Annotated in this window: 15 protein-coding genes and 1 riboswitch; of the genes, 11 read left to right on the top strand and 4 right to left on the bottom strand. The window is 72.4% G+C overall.

Annotation, left to right across the window (positions count from 1 at the left end; genetic code table 11):
* Window positions 1–79: 79 nt before the first annotated feature.
* The 4 genes from ACFCV8_RS23180 to ACFCV8_RS23165 all read right to left on the bottom strand — a co-directional run bounded on the left by ACFCV8_RS23180 (window position 80) and on the right by ACFCV8_RS23165 (window position 5,403).
* Window positions 80–1,312 carry a DUF4157 domain-containing protein gene (locus ACFCV8_RS23180; protein ID WP_376687324.1) on the bottom strand — a complete coding sequence of 411 codons (1,233 nt, stop codon included), beginning with the start codon at window positions 1,310–1,312 and terminating at the stop codon, window positions 80–82.
* A gap of 250 nt (window positions 1,313–1,562) precedes the next feature.
* Entirely contained in the window at window positions 1,563–3,893 is a 2,331-nt protein-coding gene (metE, locus tag ACFCV8_RS23175; RefSeq protein WP_376687323.1) for a 5-methyltetrahydropteroyltriglutamate--homocysteine S-methyltransferase, read from the bottom strand.
* A 183-nt stretch (window positions 3,894–4,076) separates the two neighbouring features.
* A riboswitch (cobalamin riboswitch) is annotated at window positions 4,077–4,229 on the bottom strand.
* Between the two features lie 146 nt (window positions 4,230–4,375).
* Window positions 4,376–4,579 carry a DUF397 domain-containing protein gene (locus ACFCV8_RS23170; protein WP_376687322.1) on the bottom strand — a complete coding sequence of 68 codons (204 nt, stop codon included), beginning with the start codon at window positions 4,577–4,579 and terminating at the stop codon, window positions 4,376–4,378.
* Complete coding sequence (locus ACFCV8_RS23165) at window positions 4,579–5,403, bottom strand: helix-turn-helix domain-containing protein (RefSeq protein ID WP_376687332.1); 825 nt, start codon at window positions 5,401–5,403, stop codon at window positions 4,579–4,581. Before ACFCV8_RS23165 ends, ACFCV8_RS23170 begins: the two co-directional genes overlap by 1 nt.
* Before the next feature lie 200 nt (window positions 5,404–5,603).
* On the opposite strand from ACFCV8_RS23165, the gene ACFCV8_RS23160 reads away from it, so the two are divergent.
* From ACFCV8_RS23160 to ACFCV8_RS23110, 11 genes are all read left to right on the top strand, one after another.
* On the top strand, window positions 5,604–6,080 hold the full coding sequence (locus ACFCV8_RS23160; RefSeq protein WP_376687321.1) for an ATP-binding protein: 477 nt from the start codon (window positions 5,604–5,606) through the stop codon (window positions 6,078–6,080).
* 113 nt (window positions 6,081–6,193) lie between these two features.
* Window positions 6,194–9,430, top strand: coding sequence for a glycine--tRNA ligase subunit beta (gene glyS, locus ACFCV8_RS23155; RefSeq protein ID WP_376687320.1), 3,237 nt, complete (start codon window positions 6,194–6,196; stop codon window positions 9,428–9,430).
* Window positions 9,431–9,587: 157 nt separating this feature from the next.
* Complete coding sequence (locus ACFCV8_RS23150; RefSeq protein ID WP_376687319.1) at window positions 9,588–10,451, top strand: Gfo/Idh/MocA family protein; 864 nt, start codon at window positions 9,588–9,590, stop codon at window positions 10,449–10,451.
* 427 nt (window positions 10,452–10,878) lie between these two features.
* Window positions 10,879–11,811: an ArsR/SmtB family transcription factor gene (locus tag ACFCV8_RS23145; protein WP_376687318.1), complete on the top strand. Its 933-nt coding sequence runs from the start codon at window positions 10,879–10,881 to the stop codon at window positions 11,809–11,811.
* Window positions 11,812–12,101: 290 nt separating this feature from the next.
* Window positions 12,102–13,241 carry a phytanoyl-CoA dioxygenase family protein gene (locus ACFCV8_RS23140; RefSeq protein ID WP_376687317.1) on the top strand — a complete coding sequence of 380 codons (1,140 nt, stop codon included), beginning with the start codon at window positions 12,102–12,104 and terminating at the stop codon, window positions 13,239–13,241.
* A complete protein-coding gene (locus ACFCV8_RS23135; protein WP_376687316.1) occupies window positions 13,223–14,551 on the top strand; it encodes a DUF6271 family protein in 1,329 nt (442 codons plus the stop codon). Before ACFCV8_RS23140 ends, ACFCV8_RS23135 begins: the two co-directional genes overlap by 19 nt.
* Window positions 14,552–14,556: 5 nt before the next feature.
* Window positions 14,557–15,747: a type III PLP-dependent enzyme gene (locus tag ACFCV8_RS23130; RefSeq protein WP_376687331.1), complete on the top strand. Its 1,191-nt coding sequence runs from the start codon at window positions 14,557–14,559 to the stop codon at window positions 15,745–15,747.
* A 24-nt stretch (window positions 15,748–15,771) separates the two neighbouring features.
* The gene (locus ACFCV8_RS23125; protein WP_376687315.1) at window positions 15,772–16,335 is read left to right on the top strand and encodes a GNAT family N-acetyltransferase; all 564 of its coding nucleotides are present in this window, start codon (window positions 15,772–15,774) and stop codon (window positions 16,333–16,335) included.
* Between the two features lie 6 nt (window positions 16,336–16,341).
* Window positions 16,342–17,589, top strand: coding sequence for an MFS transporter (locus ACFCV8_RS23120; protein WP_376687314.1), 1,248 nt, complete (start codon window positions 16,342–16,344; stop codon window positions 17,587–17,589).
* A 112-nt stretch (window positions 17,590–17,701) separates the two neighbouring features.
* Window positions 17,702–18,397 carry a 4'-phosphopantetheinyl transferase gene (locus tag ACFCV8_RS23115; protein ID WP_376687313.1) on the top strand — a complete coding sequence of 232 codons (696 nt, stop codon included), beginning with the start codon at window positions 17,702–17,704 and terminating at the stop codon, window positions 18,395–18,397.
* Between the two features lie 4 nt (window positions 18,398–18,401).
* On the top strand, window positions 18,402–19,116 hold a 715-nt coding region (locus ACFCV8_RS23110; RefSeq protein ID WP_376687312.1), incomplete at its 3' end, for a P1 family peptidase.

Below are 19,116 nucleotides of genomic sequence, written 5' to 3'. Positions count from 1 at the left end.
CCGAGCCGCCGGAGGCGGCAGAGAACCCGCAGGGACTGACCGGTGGCGGACGGTCCGGGCCCGGCACATCCACCACCGGTCAGTCCCCTACCTCGTAGCGGTTCGCCGAGGGGGCCGGCCGCACGTCGCCGGAGACCGTGATGTGGCCGGTCGCCTTCATGGCCGCCACTGCCGCCTGCGAGGCATCGAGGACTTCGGCCTGCGTTCGGCCCTGGGCGCGGGGCGCGTACAGGCCGCGGCAGATCAGTTCCAGCTCGAAGTCGTACCGGTTCCCGGCGGCGTCCTGAAGCCCGTTGGTCACCAGGCCGATCAGTTCCTCGGTGCAGCCCGTCGGCTTGTTCGACGTGGTCGGCAGCCCGCCGCGGGCGGTCGATGTGCAGGGCGACTTGGTGACGTTCAGGACCAGGTGGTTCCGCTGTCCGGGCGCGAACATCCCGAGGTTGTCCCGGATCATGCGCAGAGCCACATCCTCCGCGTGTTCGTTTCCGTGTGTCTGGGACCGGTTGGATTTCGTGACGGCCAGATCGATCAGGTCGTTACCGGTCTTGTACATGATGGACAGGAAGGTGGACTGGCCCGAGTTCTCCCACTGCTGGGCCGTCATGCTGTCCGTGTTGTTGACCCCGAAGCTGGTCGGCACGCGCTGGATGTGCTCATGTGCCGAGGGCTCGTGCGATGGAGCGGACCTCACCACTACGGCCTGCGGAGAAGGGCCCGCCATCACTCGTGTCGCGTTGGCTTCCGCTTCGCGCTCGTACCGGTCGGCGGGGTCGGAGACCTTGAGGCCGTTGCCGTTGTCCGTTCCGGCGACGGGGCCCTGGCGCTGCTGGATGACGTGGGTGAGTTCGTGCGCGAGGGTGTGGCTGTCGGCGCCACCGTCTCCGATGACGACGTGGTTGCCGGAGGTGTAGGCACGGGCGCCGACTTCGGCGGCGGAGGCCCTGGCGGCGGCGTCGTCGTGGATGCGTACGTCGGAGAAGTCGGCACCCAGCCGGTTCTCCATGTCGGTGCGTGTCGCGTCGTCCAGCGGAAGCCCGCTGGTGCGGAGGACGTCGTGGACGGCGGAGCGCTGCACCGCGGGCTGTGCCGCCTGCTCGGTCTGCCGGTGGCCGCAGTCGGCGTCGTGCCGGTGCTCTTCCTGGGCCCAGGGGTGGCCGGCCGCTCGGAGCATCTGGACGACGGCGGCGTTGCCCGAGGTGCTCTGGAGGGCGAGGGGGCCGGCAAGTAATTCAGCGTCCGGGACGGAGGCCCTGGTGGTCGTGCGGGCGGGCTTCTTGTACTCGGCGGTGTGAGCCTGCTTGTTGGCGTGCATCGGGTCCTTTCGCGGGCTGCTCGCGGTGCGGGGGGAGCGTGGCCGGCAAGGGATGGTCGGTGCGGGCTCCACAGGGTAGTGCACGAGGAGTTCGGGCAGGCGTGAACGCTTCCCCCCGCGACAGCGGGTTCGGTACGCCGGTCCGGGCTGCGGCCCGGCGGCGTAACGGGTTCTTGGTGCGCGGACGGGGAGCTTGGGGGGAGGGCGCCGGGCCGGGAGCGCCGAGGCACTCCTGGCCCGGCGGGCGACGCTACGAGCCGGACCCGGTCGTGGTCAGTTCTTCGCGTACGGTGCGGGCGGCGGCTACCAGGTTCTCCAGGGACGCCTTCGTCTCGGGCCAGCCGCGGGTCTTCAGGCCGCAGTCGGGGTTGACCCAGAGGCGTTCGGGCGGGATGGCGCCGAGCCCGGCGCGCAGCAGTTCGGCGGCCTCCTCGGTGCTCGGGACGCGGGGCGAGTGGATGTCGTACACCCCGGGACCGGCCTCGCGCGGGTAGCCGTGGGCGGCCAGTTCGCGGGCGACCTGCATGTGTGAGCGGGCTGCCTCCAGGCTGATGACGTCGGCGTCGAGGTCGTCGATGGCCTGCACGATGTCACCGAACTCGGCGTAGCACATGTGCGTGTGGATCTGGGTGTCCGGCCGCACCCCGCTGGTACTGAGCCGGAACGCCTCCGTCGCCCAGGCGAGGTAGCCGGGCCGGTCGGCGGCGCGCAGCGGCAGCGTCTCGCGCAGCGCGGGTTCGTCGACCTGGATGACGGACGTCCCGTTCGCCTCCAGCTCCACCACCTCGTCGCGCAGGGCGAGCGCCACCTGCCGGGCCGTCTCGCCGAGCGGCTGGTCGTCGCGGACGAACGACCAGGCCAGCATGGTGACCGGCCCGGTCAGCATGCCCTTGACCGGGCGGTCCGAGAGCGACTGCGCGTACGAGGTCCAGCGCACCGTCAGCGGCTCCGGCCGCGAGATGTCCCCGGCCAGGATGGGCGGACGCACGTACCGGGTGCCGTACGACTGGACCCAGCCGTGCTGGGTCGCCAGGTATCCCGTGAGCCGCTCGGCGAAGTACTGCACCATGTCGTTGCGTTCGGGCTCGCCGTGCACCAGGACGTCCAGGCCGGTCTTCTCCTGGAAGGAGATGACCTCCCGGATCTCGTTCCTGATCCGTTCCTCGTACCCCGCCTCGTCGATGCGTCCGGCGCGCAGGTCGGCGCGGGCCGTGCGCACTTCGGTGGTCTGCGGGAACGAGCCGATGGTGGTGGTCGGCAACAGCGGGAGCCGCAGGTGCGCGCGCTGGGCGGCGGCCCGCTCGGCGTACGGCTGGGAGCGGCGGGTTTCCGCCTCGGTGACGGCGGCGGCGCGGGCCCGTACCGCCGGGTCGCGGGTCAGGGACGAACCGGCCCGGGACGACAGCGCCGCCCGGTTCGCGGCGAGTTCGGCGGCGATGGTGTCCGTGCCCCGGGTGATCGCCCGGGCGAGGGCGGCGATCTCGGCGGTTTTCTGCCGGGCGAAGGCGAGCCAGCGGGTGATCTGGGGATCGAGGTCCCGCTCGGCGGTGACGGTCAGCGGGACGTGCAGCAGCGAGCAGGAGGCGGCCACGTCGACCCGGTCGGCGAGGCCGAGCAGGATGCCGAGGATGGAGAGGGACTTCTCCAGGTCGTTGGCCCAGATGTTGCGGCCGTTGACGAGACCGGCCACCAGCCGCTTGCCGGGCAGTCCTCCGACGGCGGCCAGGGCGTCCAGATTGGCGGCCGCCGCCTCGGTGAAGTCGAGGGCGATCCCGTCGACAGGGGCCTTCGCGAGTACCGGAAGCGCCTCGCCGAGCCGGTCGAAGTAGGTGGCGACCAGCAGCTTCGGACGGTCGGTGAGGGCGCCCAGGCCGCGGTAGGCGCGGGCCGCCGCGTTCAGCTCGGCGGGGGTACGGTCCTGGACCAGGGCGGGTTCGTCGAGCTGCACCCACTCGGCGCCCGCCGCACGCAGATCGGCGAGCACTTCGGCGTACACGGGCAGCAGCCGGTCCAGCAGCGTGAGCGGGTCGAAGTCGCCGCCCACACCGGGGGCGGGCTTGGCGAGGAGGAGATAGGTGACCGGGCCGACCAGGACGGGCCGGGGCGTCAGCCCGAGGGCCAGCGCCTCCCGGAACTCGGCGACCTGCTTTCGCGAGTCGGCTGCGAACATCGTCTCAGGCCCCAACTCGGGCACCAGATAGTGGTAGTTGGTGTCGAACCACTTGGTCATCTCCAGCGGTGCCACGTCCTGGGTACCCCGCGCCATCGCGAAGTAGCCGTCCAGGGCGTCGGAGGCGACGGCCACGCGGTGCCGGTCGGGAACCACGCCGACCATGACGCTGGTGTCCAGTACGTGGTCGTAGTACGAGAAGTCGCCGGTGGGCACTTCGTGGATGCCGGCCTCGGCCAGCTCCCGCCAGTTGGCGCGTCGCAGGTCGGCGGCGGTGGTGCGGAGCGCGTCGGCGGTGACGCGGCCCTTCCAGTAGCCCTCGATCGCCTTCTTCAGCTCGCGGTTCTGTCCCTGGCGCGGGTAGCCGTACACGGTCGCCCGTGCTGCCGCGGCTGCGGTCCTGCCGGTCACGGAGATCTCCTTCGAGAGATGTATCCCTGGGATCCCGAGGACCCGTACGACACGAAGGAGTGGCACATCCCGCAGTGCGGCCTCGCGCCACAGGGCACGGCCGTCCGCCGGATATGTACGCCGACCCGCCCACGAGGTCACCGGGATGTCCGCGCACGCGTCGTATCGCGCGCGGGCAGTGGCAGGTCTTCGGACTCGCGGGCACACCCGCCGAAAGGCGGACACCTACTGGCCGTCGCTTCCCAGGACCCTGTTCCGGGCCCCAGTGCGTATGACGGCGGTCGTTCCCACTCACCGCTGCGGGGCAGTCCCGGATTCCCACCGGGTTCCCTCTTACGACTCCCCGTCTGGCGGACGGGGCGAACCAGCTGCACGGCCCACCCTACGGGCCCGCCCGCACCGACCGCCACAACACAACGACGACGCCCCGCACCCGGCGGAGGCCGGACACGGGGCGTCGGCGCGCTCGTCGTACGTGTACGTCAGTGGTCGGCCGCGTAGGACACGAAGGCGTTCCACTGCCGGGGTCCGAAGGCGAGCTGAGGACCGTGGGTCTGCTTGGAGTCGCGTACGTGGACGGTCTCGGGGACGACGGCGACCTCCACGCAGTCCGGGCCGTCATTCGTGCTGTAGCTGCTCTTGAACCACTTCAGCACGGAACTGTTCACCGTCGAAGGGTTGGTCATTACGTCTCTCCCAGCACTTTCTCGATGAAGGCCAGCGACTCACGGGGAGTGAGAGCCTGGGCCCGGATGATGCCATAGCGGATCTCGAAGAGCTGGATCTCCTTGGGGTGCGAGAACAGCCGACTGACGAGATGAGCCTCGCTGTGTCCCACGGTCTCCCCGCTTTCGAGCCGCAGCAGTTTGAACGCCCCGGCAAGTCCAGTGTGGTCCTCGCGGTTCGTGGGCATCACCTGGAACTCCACGTCCCGGCGGGCGCCGATTTCCAGCAGGTGTTCGAGCTGCTTCCGCATCACCATTCTGCCCCCGAGCGGACGTTGCAGCGTCACTTCTTCCTGGACGAATGTGAAGACCCGGGAGGGCTGTTGATGGAAGATCTCCTGGCGGGCCATCCTCGCCGCCACGAGTCGTTCGATCTCCTCCTCGCCGTAGGACGGGCGCCGCATCCCGTACAGCGCCCGTGCGTAGTCCGGTGTTTGGAGCAGTCCGTTGACGACGGAGTTGTCGTAGGCGCAGATCTCGACCGCCTGGTTCTCCAGCTTCGCCAGGTCCCGTACCTTCTTCGGGAACCGGGCCTCCTCCGCGTCCTTGCGCAGGCAGGCGATCATGCCGCCCGCCCCGAGCACCTCGTCCGCCTTCTCCAGGAATGCCGCGCTCGGTGCGCGCCGTCCCCGTTCGACCGAGGAGACCTGCTCCTCGCTGTAGCCGATTGCGGCGCCCAGCTCGGCCTGGGTCATGTCCAGCCGGTCGCGCCAGAGTTTGATGGTCCGGCCGATCATCCGCAGGACGGTCGTCGACTCCTCGTCGTCGCCGTCGTACGGCTCCATGCCGTCACCCATCTGTCCCGAATACCCCGTCAGGCTCACGCTCGCGCACCTCCACGTCCGATCCGTGCATGCTCAACTCCTCGGCGGATGACCGGGTAACGCCACGCGGCCCGGACGGACCCGGACCGGACCCGGACAGTCACGCCACGTACCGGTGTCGTTACTGACCATCGTGGAGTCGTGTGGCCACGCTGAGTGACATGAATCGCGAAACTGCCCCCTCCGCCGCGCCCCTTCCCGGCCCGGCGCAACCTCCCGTCCCGGCCCGGCACTTCGACATCCTGCTCTCGGCCACCCCGCGCGGCGCCCGGCTGGCCCGGCGGCTCGCGGCCGAGGAGATCCACCGCTGGGGCTGGCCGCACGGCAGCGAGGCGAACCGGACGGCGACGCTCCTGGTGGCCGAGCTCGCCACCAACGCGGTGCGGCACGGCAGGGCGCCGGGCCGGGACTTCCGGCTGCGGCTCACCCTGCGGGGTGGAGATCCGGAGCTGCTCGTCGAGGTCACGGACGCGAGCCCCGAGCGCCGACCGCCCGTCCCCGGCGCGATTGCGCCGCCGTCCGCCGACCGTGACGGGGGACGGGGCCTGCTGCTGGTCGAGGCATTGTCGAGGCGCTGGGGGGCCACCGGCGGCGACCCGTACACCAAGACCGTGTGGTGCGAGGTCGCGCTGGCCTGACCACGCATTCGGCGATCAGGGGGTGCCTTCCCGCTCGGTAGACTCGCCGGACCCAGGGTCTCCTGTGCTCCGGCTGGGAGGTGCTCCGAAGTCCGCGCCGCGTCCGTGAAGGAATGATCTCAGTGTTGACGATGCAAGAAGCTCTCCAGGTGCTGAACAAGTACTGGACCGATCACGGGTGTCTGAACGTTCAGCCCATGAACACTGAGGTCGGCGCGGGCACGCTCAACCCCTCCACGTTCCTGCGCGTCCAGGGTCCGGAGCCCTGGCGCGTGGCGTACGTGGAGCCGAGCGTGCGGCCCGACGACTCGCGGTACGGCGAGAACCCCAACCGCCTCCAGACGCACACCCAGTACCAGGTCATCCTGAAGCCGGAGCCCGGCAACGCCCAGGAGCTCTTCCTCGGCAGCCTCCGCGCCCTCGGCATCGACACCGACGCGCACGACATCCGCTTCGTCGAGGACAACTGGGCCTCCCCGGCGCTCGGCGCCTGGGGCCTGGGCTGGGAGGTGTGGCTGGACGGGCTGGAGATCACCCAGTTCACCTACTTCCAGCAGGCGGGCGGCATCACCCTGGACCCGGTGTCCGTGGAGATCACCTACGGCATCGAGCGCATCCTGATGGCGCTCCAGGGCGTCAACCACTTCAAGGACCTCCAGTACGGGCCCGGCGTCACCTACGGCGAGGCCTTCGGCCAGGCCGAGTACGAGATGAGCCGCTACTACCTCGACGAGGCCGACCTGGACACCCAGCGGACCCTCTTCGAGGCGTACGCGGGCGAGGCGCGCCGCCTGCTCGACGCACGTCTGCCGGTGCCCGCGTACTCGTACGTGCTGAAGTGCTCGCACACCTTCAACGTGCTCGACGCGCGGGGTGCCATCTCCACCACGGAGCGGGCGCGTTCCTTCGCCCGGATGCGCGGGCTCGCCCACGAGGTGGCCGCGCTGTGGGTCGCCCGCCGTGAGGAGCTGGGCTTCCCGCTGGGCACCGTCCCGGGGACCGCCGCCGCGCTGAAGGCCTCCGCCGCCGCGAACCAGGACGCCGCCGCGGACTCTGCCGCCCCGCAGGAGCAGCGGCAGCCGGAGCGGCGCCAGGAGCCGGAGCAGGCCCCCGCGGAGGCGGAACCAGCCGCCCCTGCCGAGTCCGCCGCCCCGGCTGAGCACGTTGCCCCGGCTGAGCACGTTGCCCCGGCTGAGCACGTTGCCCCGGACGAGCACGTTGCCCCGGTCGGGTCGGCTGTCGCCGTCGAGCCCGCCGCCCCGGCCGAGGAGCCCGGCGCGCCCGTCGAAGCGGGTCCGGCCACGCTGGTGATGGAGATCGGCGTCGAGGAGATGCCCCCGGCCGAGGTCACCCGGACCTCGCGCGCGGTGCGCGAGGCGCTGACGGAGAAGCTGGCCGCCACCCGGCTCGGCCACGGCGCCATCCGCGTCCTCGCGAGCCCGCGCCGCGTCGTGGCCGTAGTCGACGGGGTGGAGCCCCGCGAGACGGACTACGAGCAGACCGTGCGCGGCCCGAAGGTCTCCGCGGCCTTCGACGCCGAGGGCAACCCCACCAAGGCGGCCCTGGGCTTCGCCCGGAGCAACGGCGCCGACCCGGCCGAGCTGGGCACGGTCACCTTCGGCAACAACGAGCACGTCGCGCTCACCCGCCAGGTCGTCGGCCGTCCGGCCCAGGAGGTGCTGTCCGCCCTCCTCCCGGAGATCGTGACCGGGCTGCGCGCCGAGAAGAACATGCGGTGGAACGTCCCGAAGCTCGCGTTCACCCGCCCGATCCGGTGGATCATGGCGCTCCTCGGCGACCGGGTCGTCCCGTTCTCCGTGTCCACGCTGGAGTCGGGCCGCACGACGCAGGTGCACCGCGACGCGGCCCGGCCGGTGGTCGAGGTGCCGACGGCCGACGGATACCTCTCCTTCCTGGAGCGGCACGACATCCTCGCCGACGCCGACGAGCGCCGGCGGCTCGTGGTGGACGGGGCGGTCCGGCTCGCCGCCGAGGTCGGCGGCTACATCGACACGGAGCGGCACACCGGACTCATCGACGAGATCACCAACCTCGTCGAGGCGCCGACCCCGATCCTCGGCGGCTTCGACGCCAAGTACCTCTCGCTGCCCGCCGACATCCTCGTCACCGTCATGCGCAAGCACCAGCGCTACCTGCCGGTGGTGGACGCGCGCGGCGAGATGATGCCGTACTTCGTCGCCGTCGCCAACGGCCGCTGCGACCACGACGTGGTCCGGCACGGCAACGAGGCCGTGCTCCGCGCCCGGTACGAGGACGCCTCCTTCTTCTGGAAGGCGGACCTGGAGACCCCGCTGGCCGACATGAAGGAGAAGATCCGCCTCCTCACCTTCGAGGAGCGGCTCGGCTCCATGGCGGACCGCGCCGACCGCATCTCGGCCATCGCGCTCCGGCTGGGCGAGGGCATCGGGATCTCCGGCCCCGACCGCGAGACCCTGGAGCGCGCCGCCGCCCTCACCAAGTTCGACCTCGGCTCCCAGATGGTCACCGAACTGTCCAGCCTCGCGGGCGTCATGGCCCGCGAGTACGCCTACCGGGCGGGGGAGGGCGAGGCGGTGGCCCAGGCGCTCTTCGAGAACGAGCTGCCCCGCTCCGCCGGCGACCTGCTGCCCGGCACGCTGCCGGGTGCCCTGCTGGCACTGGCGGACCGCTTCGACCTGCTGGCCGGACTCTTCGCGATCGGCGCGGAGCCCTCGGGCAGCTCCGACCCGTTCGGGCTGCGCCGCTCCGCGCTCGGGGTGGTCAACATCCTGCTCAGCCGGGGCGACCTGGCCGGCCTCACCCTCGGCCAGGGCCTGGCGATCGCCGCCGAGCACCAGGCCGTCCCGGTGTCCCGGGAGACGGTGGACGGCACCCAGCAGTTCGTGGTGCGCCGCTTCGAGCAGCAGCTGATCGAGACCGGACACGCCACCGTGGACGTACGGGCCGTGCTGGTACGGGCCGACGAGCCGCTGCTGGCCGCGCGCACCCTGGAGGAGCTGGAGAGCCTGCGCGGCGACGAGCGGTTCGCCACCGTGCTGGCCGCCTTCCAGCGCATCCGCCGCATCGTCCCGGCCGACGTCACGGCGGGCTACGACCGGACGCTGTTCTGGGAGCGCGCCGAGCAGGGCCTGCACGACGCGCTGAGCAAGAGCCGGGCCGTCCTCGCCGGGGAGAGCTCGCTGGTGCGCTTCAGCGCGGAGACCGGCGAACTGGTCGACGCGGTGAACACCTTCTTCGACGACGTCCTGGTGATGGCCGACGACCCGCGGGTGCGGGCGAACCGGCTGGGCCTGCTCGCCGCCGTGCGCGACCTGGCGGAGGGTCTCATCGACTGGGAGGCGCTCGTCTGACGCGACGCCGGTGAGGTCCTGTCGTCCGCTGCCGCCCACCACCACCGCCCCCGGGCGGACGACGGGCACCCCCCGCCGCCGTGCGAGGATCGGCGGCAGCGGCGCGGGGCCCCGGGGGCGCCCCGCGGGCCCACCGGCTCGAAGGGAAGCTCTCCGGATGCGTATCGGGATCGTCGGCACCGACAACAGCCACGTCGACCAGATCGTCCGCCACCTCAACGTCGACGCGGCCGGTGGCGACGCGCGCGTGGTGGCCCTCAGCGGCGGGCGCGGCCCGCGCAACGACGCCCTGGCGGCCACCGGGGGCATCGCGCACGTCGTCGGGGCCCCCGCCGACCTGCTGGGCCTGGTGGACGCCGTCGTCGTCGCGGACCGGGACGGCGCCCGCCACCGGGACCGGGCGATGCCCTTCCTGACCGCGGGCCTCCCGGTCTTCGTCGACAAGCCGCTCGCCCGCACCGTGGCGGACGCCCGCGCCCTGATCGACGCCGCCCGCGCCCACGACGCCCCGCTGACCTCCTCCTCGGCGCTGCGCTGGCACCCGGGGACCGAGGAGCTGGCGGCCCGTTCGGCGCGGGCGGGGACGCCGGAGCTGGTCGTCGTCTCCGGGCCCGCCGACCCGGACGGCGCCCACGGCGGGATCTTCTTCTACGGCATCCACGCGGTGGACATCGCGCTCCGGCTCGCCCCCGGTCCGCTCTCGGCCGTCCGTACCGACCTCACCGGCTCGACGGCCGTCGCCTCGTTCACCGCGGGCCCCACCCGGGTGGTCGTGAACCTCGTCCGGCCCGGCGCCACGGAGCAGATCCCCTTCCACGCCATGACGTTCACCCGCCGGGACATGGCCGAGCGGACCCTCGTGCCGGGCGCCGACTACTGCGTACCCGGCCTCGAAGCCTTCCTGACGATGGCGCGCACCGGACGGCCGCCGATCGGTTACGCGGACCTGCTGCGCCCGATCGAGGTCCTGGAGGCCGTCGACGCCGCGCGGCGCGCCGCGTCGACCCGCCCCCCCGGCTGACCGGGGCGTACCGTACGCGGGTTACGGACCGGCGGGGGGAAGCTGTCGGACTCCCGCATTCCATCTGACGAACGGCCTGGTGGAGGCCTGTTCCGCGACGTCCGGGCGGGTGCTCTCGGAGCGGCTTGATTGGCATGCCCCTGCCGTCAATGACCCACGCCGCGTACGAGTTACCTCGCCGTACGTGATGGTCGTGTGACCTGGGTCACGAGATCCTTGACAGTGGCCGGACGGGTGCCGAAAGCTCAAGCAGCATTGGTCTGGACCACAAGGGATGGGCGGGGTTCGTGTTCAAGCCGTCGCATGCTTCTGCCGTGGATGTGCTCGCCTCGTTCACTGAACTCCGGTTCAGATCAAGGGGGTTGGAGCGTCACGGACCCGTCCTCGCCGTCGTGCCGGCGCGTTCGGCCGACGGCCGGGTGGGCTGATGCGGTGCCATCCCTCCGATGTGCGGCTCGCGCTGTGCGAATCGTGGCAGGCGTTCGGCGCGGCCGCCCTGCTGGTCCGGTACGGCCCCGACGTCCCCTGGCCGCACGCCCCCTGGGCCCGGGAGGCGCACGGACTGCTCACACCGCGCCTGAGGTCGCTGGTGGGCCTCGCCCGGCACCGGGGGCGCGTCCCGTCGTTCCTGACCGCGGGTGCCACCTCCCGGGCCAGGGGACTCGCCGCCGAACTCGACGGCATGACACGGGTGTCGGCCGGTCTCGTCCGCGACGAGCTGGCCCGGGAGTACCCGCAGGGCTTCGCCGATCCGCTGGTCGCCGCCCTGGTCCGCGACCCCGGGGCGCAGCTCGGCCGGCTGGCCGCCGAGCTGTCCCGCTTCTGGCGGTCGGCGATCGAGCCGCGCGCGGCCGGGATGGCGCGCTCGCTGGAGGAGGAGATCCTCTTCCGCTCCCGCACCCTGGCGATGGGCGGCGGCGCGGAACTGCTGCGCGACCTGCGCGTCCCGTACGAGCGCACCGAGGGCGCGGACCGGGTGACCGCCGTGCCGATGATGTTCGCCGACGGCACGTGCTGGTGGTCGGTGGCCGGCGGGCGGACCGTGGTCTCCTTCCCCGCGCGCGGGGCGGGGCTCCTGCGCACCGAACCGGAACGGGGCGGCGGCGGGCGGCCCTCGCGCGAGGACCGGCTGGCGATCCTGCTGGGCCGCGGACGCGCCTCCGTCGTGCGCCAGCTGGCCGCGCCGATCACCACCTCCGCCCTGGCCGACCAGCTCGGACTGGCCGCCAGCACGGTCTCCCAGCACCTCTCGGCCCTCGTCTCGGCGGGCGTGGTGCAACGCCACCGGGCGGGCACCCGCGTCCTGTACGAACTGAACCGATCGGGCCTGGAACTGACGCAGTGCCTCACCAACAAATGATCTTCCCGGAAGGTGTGCGGCGACGCCTCTCACCTGCGACGGGGCGATTCGGCGTACACCGAAAGGCTTGTCCGCCGTCCGGCGCTCCAGGAGAGTCGAGGTGCGGAACGGCTCGGCCGGAGGCCGGCACAGCGCCGGATCCGTGGTGCCGGCGGTGAGCCGGTCACCTGCCGAGGGACCGAGAGGCGTCAGGAGCCGAGCCACGGCTCCCGCCCGGTCCTGACGCCCTCCCCACCCGCACCGCGGCCGTCGACGAGGACGGGTGTGCCCACGGTCGTTCCCCGGTGCCCATGAACGTCGATCCTGGAGTGATTGCATTGCCGACGCCCGATCCGTATCTGTACCGAGCCCCTTCGGACCGCCCGTACTTCAGCTCGGACGGTGAGGCGTACCTGGCGCGGACACCGCTGCGGGAGATCCGCAAGACGCGGGAACTCCGGGTGCTGTCCGAGGAGGACTTCGCGTTCTGGCAGACCTACGGCTACGTCGTCGTCAGGGAGGCGATACCCGCCGACGCGGCACGCCGGCTGCTCGACTTCACCTGGGACTTCCAGGGGCTCGACCCGGCCCGCCCCGAGACCTGGTACGAGGACCGGCCCTTCCGCGACGACCTGGACCGGGAACTGCACGTCTACGGCTTCGTCGAGGCGTACCACCACCAGCTGATCTGGGACAGCCGGCAGACCCGGCGGGTCTACGACGCCTTCGTCGACGTGTGGGACTGCGAAGAGCTGTGGGTGACGCTGGACCGGCTCAACCTCAACCCGCCCAACGTCAGGAACCGTGACCGCGCGCTCATCGCGCCGACCGACAAGGGCTTCGACATCGAGCTGCACTGGGACGTCGACACCTCGCTCGGGGTGCCGCCGCAGCGCGTCCAGGGCATCATCGCGCTCCACGACACCCGGCCGGAGCTCGGCGGCTTCCAGTGCTCGCCCGAGCTGTTCCGGCGCTTCGAGCCGTGGAGGGCCGGCCAGCCCGCGGACCGCGACCCGATCCGGCCGGACGTCGACCGGGCGGAGTTCCCCGTGGTCCGGCCCGAACTGCGGGCCGGGGACCTGCTGATCTGGAACGGCCTGCTCGCGCACGGCGTGGCACGCAACACCTCGCGGGACGGGGTGCGCGCGGTGCAGTACCTCTCGATGATGCCCGCGCTGGAGTCGCACGAGGAGCTGCGCCGCTCGCGGATCGAGTCCTGGCGCACTCTCGGCACGCCGGACTGGAACAGCACGCTGGTCGGCGACCTCACGAAGCACGAATCCCTGCGGTACGGCACCGCCGAGCTGAACGGCCTCGGCGAACGGCTGCTGGGCCTGAAGTCCTGGCGCGAGCCGCTCTCCGGGCAGGGTGCCGGGCAGAACGCCGAGCCGGGCGCCGGGCGGACTGCCCAGGGGCCGACGGGGGAGCCGGTATGCGCCGCATCTGTCTGACCCTGCCGACCAACAGGGCCTGCGCCGACACGATCACCGCCATGGGCGAGGAGGCCGCGTACGCGGTCGGCCGCTTCGGCGTCGAGGCGCACCTGCTGATCCTGGACTCGACGACGGGGCCGGTCCTCGCCGGGCACGCGCGGGCCGCCGAGGCCGTGCGGCAGCACCGGAACGTGGTCGTGCACCACCTCGGCGAGGACCGGCAGCGGGACTTCCTGCGCCGGGTGATCCACCGCTCCGGTGCCGCCGAGCCGGAGCTGATGCTCGACCTCATGCTCCCGGCCGGGGTGTCCTACGGTGCCTGCACCAACCGCGCGTTCCTGATCGCCGCCGCGCTCGGCTGCCGTTCGGTGCACCGCCGGGACTCCGACAGCCGGTACCAGGTCCTCGACGGCCGAACCGTCTTCCCGATCCACCACGAACTGGCCTCGCTGGGCCGGACCGCGGCCGAGGCGGCGGACGGGGTGGACGAGAACCTGCTCGGAGCCGACGACGCGGCCAAGCCCGTGGCGATGGTGGGCGGTTCGTTCGTGGGCGAGCTGTCGGTGGACATCGGCGACATCCTCCGCACGGACCCGGACGTCTACCACGACGTGGTCAGCCTGTGGGCCCCGCGCGACTGGCCCGAGGACCGCAAGCGGGAGCTGGTCGACGAGTCCTTCCGCGGCGCGGGCACCGAGCCGTTCACCGGGGACCACGCGGCACTGGCCCATGTCGACCCGATGCGCGTGGACATGTGCAACATCAGCTTCCTGGACGAGGTGTACGAGCGGGTTCCCCTGCCGCCCGCGACCGACACCATCGGCAGCGACTACTTCCTCATGCACCTGGTGTACGACGGCACCCTGCCCGGCGTCCTGCACAACCGCCACATCGTGAACTACTACACGCCCGAACGCCGCACCGACGACGGCTTCATGGCCTACCAGCTGCGGCTGACCAAGTTCTTCCTGTCGATGCTGTACTTCAACCTCATCTACGACCGGATGGCGGCGGCGGGCGCCTCGCTGCTCGACGACGCGTTCCGCGTCCGGCCCGGGGCAGTGGCCGAGCTGGCGCGCCGGAGCGCCGGGGCGGACCGCGCGGAGAACGTGCACCGGCTCGACGTGCTCGGCCGCTCCTACCGCCGGCTGGGCGGCCGCTACGCCGAGTTCGCGGACGTCCTCGCGGCGCGAGGGCCGCGCCTCCTCGACGAGGCACGGGCCGACATCGAGGACTTCGCCCTGCTCACCGAGGTCTGGCAGCCGCTGATGACGGCGAGCCGCGCCGTCGGCCTCCCCGACACGGCACCGGGCGGGCACCCGTCGTGACACGCCTGAACACACCTCTGAACACCCCTCCGAGCACCCGGCTGCGCGCCGCGCTGGAAGCCGCCGGGGACGACCGGATCGTCCTCGACCTCGCGGGCATCGAGGCGCAGTACGACACCCTGCTGCGCGAACTGCCCGGCATCGCCGTGCGCTTCGCGATGAAGGCCTGCCCGGTGGACGAGGTCCTCGGCCGGCTGGCGGCGAAGGGCTCGGGCTTCGACGCGGCGAGCCCCAACGAGATCGCGCAGGCCCTCCGTACCGGAGTGCCCGTCGACCGCGTCCACTACGGCAACACCATCAAGTCCGACGAGCACATCGCCGCCGCCCACCGCCTCGGCGTACGGGAGTTCGCGACCGACAGCCCGGAGGACGTGGCGGCCATCGCCGTGCACGCCCCCGGCTCCCGGGTCTTCTGCAGGCTCGCCACCAGCGGCGAAGGGGCGCTGTGGGGGCTCAGCCGGAAGTTCGGCTGCTCCGGCGGCGACGCGGTGCGTGTCATGGAGGCGGCCCGGCGGGCCGGGCTGACCCCGTCCGGCCTCTCCGTGCACGTCGGCTCGCAGCAGATGACCGCGGACGCCTGGCGGGACGCCGCCGACCGCCTCGCCGACGTGCTCGCGGTCCTCAACCGGCGCGGCATCCACCCGGACCGGATCAATCTCGGCGGCGGGCTGCCCGCGTTCGGCTACCTCGACAGCCGGGGCGGCGTGCTGGACCCGCCGATCGACAAGATCTTCGCGGTGATCCGGGAGGGCATGGAGCACCTGAGGGCCGTCTCCCGGGTCCCGCTGGACTTCGTCATGGAGCCGGGACGTCATCTCGTCGCCGACCACGGCGCGATCCGGGCGCACGTCTCCCGGCTCTCCACCCGCCACCGCGAGGGCGAACGCGAGCACTGGCTCTACCTCAGCTGCGGGAAGTTCAACGGCCTGTACGAGATGGACCAGTTGCAGTACCGGCTGCACTTCCCCTCCCGTCCTGGCGCGGACACCGTCCCGGCCGTGGTCGCGGGCCCCACCTGTGACAGCGACGACGCCTACGCCCACGAGCACAACAGGGTCCCGGTGCCCGGTGCCGCCGCCTCCGGCGACCCGGTCTGGGTCCTGTCCAGCGGCGCCTACGCCACCGGCTACATGACGCAGGGGTTCAACGGATTCGACCCGCTTCCGTACCTCTGCGTCGACCACGAGCAGGGATGAAGAGATGAACAGAGAGGTCACGACGTGCGCGTAACCGTACGAGCCGTCCGCGACGGCGACTGGGACGCCGTGGTGGCGCTGGAGTCCGCCGCGTACGGTGCCGCCGGGCTGTCGGAGGGGCGGGCGGCCCTGGAGTCCCGGGCGGCGGCCTCACCGGCCACCTGCTTCGTGATGGACCACGGCAGCCGCACCGCGGGCTACCTGCTGGCCCTGCCCTACCCGATGTTCGCGTACCCGGACCTCGGCCGGGGCGAGGGCATCGTCTTCCACTCCCGCAACCTCCATCTGCACGACCTGGTCGTCGCCGAGGACCTCCGCGGCCGCGGACTCGGCCGGGCCCTGCTGCGCCGCCTCACCACGGTGGCGGCCGCGAAGGGCTACGGGACGGTCTCGCTGGTCGCCGTCGGCGGCAGCGACACCTTCTGGGCCGCGAACGGATTCCGCCCCCACCGGGAGGTCGCACCCCCGGCCGGGTACGGCACCGACGCGGTGTACATGTCCATGGCAGTGCCGGACGTCCGCGGCGGCCGGACGAACCCGGCCGATGCACCGTCGCATCAGGCACCGATCAAGAACGAAGTGGGCTGATTTCCCGTGTCCGGTGTTCGTGACCCCTTCCGCCGGGCGCTGCTCGCGATCGCGGCGCTGTTCTGCTTCCTCGGCTTCCAGTACGCCACCTGGGCCTCCCGGCTGCCCGCGCTCAAGGCGCGGCTGGACCTGACCGAGGCGGAGCTGGGACTGCTGCTGATGGCCTGCGGGGCGGGCGCGGCCGTCTCCTTCCCGCTCGTGGCGGTGCTGATGAGGCGCCTGGGCTCACGGCGTCTCGCGGTGGCGTCCGCGGTCTGCCTGAGCCTGGTCCTGCTCGCCCTGTCCGTGGCACCCAACTACCCGGTCGCCCTGCTCGTCGTCGCGTGCGACGGGGTCGCGGTGGGCGCCCTGAACGTCGCGATGAACGCCCAGGGGGCCGCGCTGGAGGCCGCCTACGAGCGCACGGCGATGGCCAGGCTGCACGCCACGTTCAGCGCCGGATCGCTCTTCGCCGCGCTCCTCGCCTCCGGGGTGAACCTGGCGACCACCGACCTCGCGACCCACTTCGGCATCGCCGCCGCCCTGCTGCTCCTGCTGATCGCGCTGACCCGCTCGGGCCTGCTGACGGAGGAAACGGGCCGCCCGGCCGAGGAATCCTCCCCGGCCGAGGAATCCTCCCCGGTCGAGGAACCCTCTCCGGCCGAGGGGAAGAGCGGCCGCCGCACGTTCGTCCGGCCGTCCCGGGTGACGGTCTGGATGGGCCTGGCGATGGTGTTCGGCACGGTCACCGAGGGCGCCATGAACGACTGGTCCGCGCTCTACATGAAGGACGTCGCCGGCGCGGGCTCGGAGGTGGCGCCGCTGGGCATCGCGGTGGTCTCGGTGATGATGGTGCTGGCCCGGCTCTTCGCCGACGGCTGGCGCAGCCGCTGGGGCGACGGGCTCGTCGTCCGCCTCGGCAGTGTGGTGGCCGGCGCGGGCCTCGCGCTCGCCCTGCTGGCCGGGGGCGTCGTTCCGGCACTGCTCGGGTTCGCCTGCGTCGGGCTGGGCGTCGCGGCGGTGACGCCGTGCATCTACGTGGCGGCGGCGGGCCGGGGAACGGACGCGCTGGCCCTGGTCGCGGCCATGGGCACGACGGGGCTGCTGGCCGGTCCGGCGGTGATCGGTTTCATCGCCGAAGGCAGCGGCCTGGTCTGGGGGATGGGCGCGGTGGCCGTCTCGGCGGTCCTGGTCTCGCTGTGCGCCACCCGGATCGACTGGCCCCGTCCGGCGGCCGGTTCCCGGGACGAGGGGGAGGCCGTGCCGGTCGGCTGACGGCGCGCTGTGGCCGACGCAACACCGAATTGGCCGGCCCAGGTGTCACCCACCGGTTGGGAGTGTCCGGGATACCAGGCAGGATGGGGCAGTCCAGCCGGTGAGGGAGACCATGATCGAGAAAATCCTGCCGTCCGGGGCAGCGGTGGCAGAGGCGTTCTCCGACCCTCCCGACGCCGTGCTCCTGCCCGAGGAAGAGGCGCTGACCCGCGGCTTCGTGGAGAAGCGGCGCAAGGAGTTCACCACCACCCGGCACTGCGCCCGCCAGGCCCTGGGCGCGCTGGGTGTCGGCCCCGTACCGATCCTCAAGGGCGAGCGGGGCTCCCCGGTCTGGCCCGCCGGGACGGTCGGCAGCCTCACCCACTGCACCGGGTACCGCGCCGCCGCCGTGGCCCGTGGCGCGGAGGTGCTGAGCATCGGCATCGACGCCGAGGAACACGCCCCGCTCCCCGGCGATGTGCACGAGAGCATCGCACTGGCGGCGGAGCGGTGGCGCGGACGCGTACTGGACCTGGAACACCCCGCGATCCACTGGGACCGGCTGCTGTTCTGCGCGAAGGAGGCCGTCTACAAGGCGTGGTTCCCGCTCACCCGCCGGTGGCTGGGGTTCGAGGAGGCGGACATCGAGCTCCGCCTGGACGGCAGCTTCACCGCCGAACTCCTCGTCGGCGACCTGCGGACGGCGGACGGCCCGCCGGGCTCGACGGTCCCCGGCCGCCTCGACGGCCGCTGGCTCTGCGAACAGGGCCTGCTGCTGACCGCCGTCACCATCGCGGACCCCGCGTACGGGGGCTCCCGTACGCTCTGACCGCATGAGCGACGATCACCTGAGCGAAGAGCGCGTGCGCGCACGCGAGTTGGGCATCGAGCTGACCGGCCGTCCGGGGCCGTGGAACGCGATCACGGACGTGCCCGGCGTCGAGGTCGGCTACGTCACCCTGGTGGAGGGCGACGACATGCGCACCGGGGTCACCGCGCTGCTGCCGCGCGGCCGGGGCGGCGTGGGCACCCCCTGCGCGGCCGGCTGGCACTCCTTCAACGGCAACGGGGAGATGACCGGCACCGCGTGGATCGAGGAGAGCGGCTCGCTCGCCGTCCCGGTGGTCATCACCAACACCTACGCGGTCGGCCCGGTGCACCGCGGCGTCGTCGAGTGGGTCCGGGCCAACTGCCGTGGCATGGCCCCCGAATGGCTGCTGCCGGTCGTCACGGAGACCTGGGACGGCCACCTCAACGACATCCACGGCCGGGCCGTGGAGGCGCGGCACGCGGCCGAGGCCATCGAGGCGGCGGCGTCCGGCCCGGTCGAGGAGGGGTGCGTCGGCGGCGGCACGGGCATGCGCTGCTACGGCTTCAAGGGCGGCTCGGGCACCGCCTCCCGCGTGGTCGAGTACGGCGACGACCGGTACACGGTCGGCGCGTTCGTCCAGGCCAACTTCGGTGCCCGGCGCGAACTGGTGGTGGCCGGGGTGCCGGTGGGGCGCGACCTGCCCGACCCGGCGCCGGGCCCGGCACCGGCCGAGGGGG

Source organism: Streptomyces sp. NPDC056347 (assembly GCF_042262625.1).
GTDB lineage: Bacteria > Actinomycetota > Actinomycetes > Streptomycetales > Streptomycetaceae > Streptomyces.
The sequence above is the reverse complement of the archived record's forward strand: the minus strand, read 5'-3'. Positions and strand labels throughout refer to the sequence as shown.

Excerpts from the sequence above, each read along its gene's own strand:
- ACFCV8_RS23150 (WP_376687319.1), top strand. The coding sequence starts at position 9,588 with ATGCGTATCGGGATCGTCGGCACCGACAACAGCCACGTCGACCAGATC.
- ACFCV8_RS23180 (WP_376687324.1), bottom strand. The coding sequence starts at position 1,312 with ATGCACGCCAACAAGCAGGCTCACACCGCCGAGTACAAGAAGCCCGCC.
- glyS (WP_376687320.1), top strand. The coding sequence starts at position 6,194 with ATGATCTCAGTGTTGACGATGCAAGAAGCTCTCCAGGTGCTGAACAAG.
- ACFCV8_RS23115 (WP_376687313.1), top strand. The coding sequence starts at position 17,702 with ATGATCGAGAAAATCCTGCCGTCCGGGGCAGCGGTGGCAGAGGCGTTC.
- ACFCV8_RS23165 (WP_376687332.1), bottom strand. The coding sequence starts at position 5,403 with ATGGAGCCGTACGACGGCGACGACGAGGAGTCGACGACCGTCCTGCGG.
- ACFCV8_RS23140 (WP_376687317.1), top strand. The coding sequence starts at position 12,102 with ATGAACGTCGATCCTGGAGTGATTGCATTGCCGACGCCCGATCCGTAT.
- ACFCV8_RS23145 (WP_376687318.1), top strand. The coding sequence starts at position 10,879 with ATGCGGTGCCATCCCTCCGATGTGCGGCTCGCGCTGTGCGAATCGTGG.
- ACFCV8_RS23135 (WP_376687316.1), top strand. The coding sequence starts at position 13,223 with ATGCGCCGCATCTGTCTGACCCTGCCGACCAACAGGGCCTGCGCCGAC.
- ACFCV8_RS23160 (WP_376687321.1), top strand. The coding sequence starts at position 5,604 with ATGAATCGCGAAACTGCCCCCTCCGCCGCGCCCCTTCCCGGCCCGGCG.
- ACFCV8_RS23170 (WP_376687322.1), bottom strand. The coding sequence starts at position 4,579 with ATGACCAACCCTTCGACGGTGAACAGTTCCGTGCTGAAGTGGTTCAAG.